The organism is Brevundimonas sp. A19_0 (assembly GCF_017744255.1).
Lineage (GTDB): Bacteria > Pseudomonadota > Alphaproteobacteria > Caulobacterales > Caulobacteraceae > Brevundimonas.
This window is the reverse complement of record NZ_JAGHQP010000044.1, coordinates 1-1086: the sequence shown is the minus strand read 5'-3', so window position 1 is coordinate 1086 and position 1086 is coordinate 1. Positions and strand designations below refer to the sequence as shown.

Sequence of the window (1086 nt, the reverse complement as noted above, 5' to 3'; positions counted from 1 at the left end):
CGCCCGGGAGGCCGCGCCCCCGCCGGCACCCGCCCCCGAGCCACCTGTCGAGGCCGAGGCGGCCCCTGCCCCTGTCCCTGTGGCGGCGCCTCCGCCACCGGCCGAGCCCCAGCGCTACTTCCCCATCAGCCCCGAAATGGGCATCGCGCGCCTCACCGACGGTCATTTTGTCTACGTCGACCCGGCGGACGAGGCGGTGGGCGCGCACCTGATCGCGCGCGGCTACTGGGAGTCGTGGATTCACAGGGCCGTCTGCGACCTGGTCCGGCCCGGCGATCACCTGATCGAGGTCGGGGCCAATTTCGGGGTCTACACCCTGGCCATGGCGCGCATCATCGGCGAGCAGGGCTCGCTCGTCAGCTTCGAGGCCAATCCCGATCTCGCCGGACTGGTGGAGCGCTCCATCAAGTTCAACGGCTATGCGGGCCGGGCCCGGCTGGTGGCCAAGGCCGCGGCCGATGCCCCGGGCGAGGTCAGCTTCGGCGTCTCGCGCCGCAATGCCGGGGGCGGCACCCTGTCCAGCGACCCCAGCGGCCTCGGCAGCGACAGCCGCCTGATCACCGTCCCGGCCACCCGGCTGGACGACGAGGCCGATCAGGACGTGCGGCTGATCCGGATGGATGCCGAGGGGTCGGAACCCCTGATTCTGCGCGGGGCGACCCGCCTGCTCGCCCGCCCCGACATCGTGGTCATCATGGAGTGGGACATCGTCCAGATGGGGTCCCGCACGGATGTGCCCGCCTATGTCGACTGGCTGGCCGGCATGGGCTTCCGCTTCTGGAAGATCCAGTTCGACTCCACCCTGCTGGAAATCCCGGCGGCCGACATGGCCACCTTGTCCTCCTGCGATGTCGTCATGTCGCGCGAACCGCCGCCCGGCGGCACCCTGGCCGAGACCGCGGAGAAGACGGCCGACGAGGCCTGAGGCCGATCCGGCCCTCAGAGCCTCCTGCGTCCGCCGCTCCCCCCTGGGATGGGGCGGCCCGGCGTGTGCGGGGCCGCCCTGTGGGGCTTACATCCAGGCCCAGTCGTGGGTGGGCGGGGTGTCTACCGGGTCGGCGCCGGGGGTGTCGGGCAGGTAGAGGC

General features: G+C 72.2%; 1 protein-coding gene. It reads left to right on the top strand.

What is annotated here, in order from left to right; genetic code table 11:
• Nucleotides 1–925 (top strand): FkbM family methyltransferase (locus J7346_RS14905; protein WP_209120759.1); only part of this gene is annotated, 925 nt, incomplete at its 5' end.
• Nucleotides 926–1086: the final 161 nt, after the last annotated feature.